Genomic DNA, 921 nt, shown 5'->3' on the forward strand with positions numbered 1-921 from the left:
CTTCTGGTTTACCGGGAAATGGGAAGTTTTCTGGCGGATGCACCGGAAATATATCAGAGTGTGATCGCTGAGATTGAGGATGCATTGCAGAATGGGCGGAAGCTTGCAGAATATTTTCCTCAGAATTTACAGCCGCCGCTGCTGGCATTTTCGGATAATCTGGATGGTTTGTTTGGAAAACTGGTATCGCGGGCGGCGGAACCGACCGTGCAGATCGCCGGACATGTGGCGAAGAGTATTCCGAATCTTCTGGTAAATATGGTCATTACTATCCTGTCTTCATATCTGTTTCTGGCGGACCGGGAGTCCATCATGCTCTGGCTGAAAGGGCATCTTCCGGCATTTATATTCCGCTATATCGAGTATATGAAACGGGACGCAAAGGGAGTGATTGGCGGATATTTTCTGGCACAATTCCGTATCATGTGTGTGGTGGCGCTGATTCTCGCGGCAGGATTTTTGGTGCTGGGCGTCCGCTACGGTGTCCTGTTGGCATTTTTGACGGCGATTCTGGATTTTCTGCCGATCTTTGGAACGGGAACGGTGCTGTTCCCATGGGCGGTTGTGAAGCTGTTCGCGGGGGAGTATGCGTATGCGACCGGGCTTATCCTGCTCTACATCCTGACGCAGGTCGTCCGTCAGATCATCCAGCCGAAGATCGTCGGGGAGTCGATTGGATTGCCGCCTCTGATGACCCTGTTTCTTTTGTATCTGGGATTTAAGCTGCGCGGGCTGACAGGCATGATTCTGGCGGTGCCGGTGGGGCTTGTCTTTATCAATTTTTATAAATATGGGGCGTTTGATTCGATGATCCGGAATTTCAGGATGCTGATGGAGGCGATTCAGAAATTCCGGAGGGAAGAATAGGGGAGGTTTCCTTCTATTTCTATATAGTAAAATTTTTTTGTTTCATAGGAAATT

Annotated in this window: 1 protein-coding gene; it reads left to right on the forward strand. The window is 49.5% G+C overall.

What is annotated here, in order from left to right; translation table 11 throughout:
• A partial coding sequence (locus QVO97_RS04370) for an AI-2E family transporter (RefSeq protein WP_288188900.1) occupies nucleotides 1-867 on the forward strand: 867 nt, incomplete at its 5' end.
• Nucleotides 868-921 lie beyond the last annotated feature (54 nt).

The organism is Clostridium sp. CAG:43 (genome assembly GCF_000434655.1).
GTDB classification, from domain to species: domain Bacteria; phylum Bacillota; class Clostridia; order Lachnospirales; family Lachnospiraceae; genus Otoolea; species Otoolea fessa.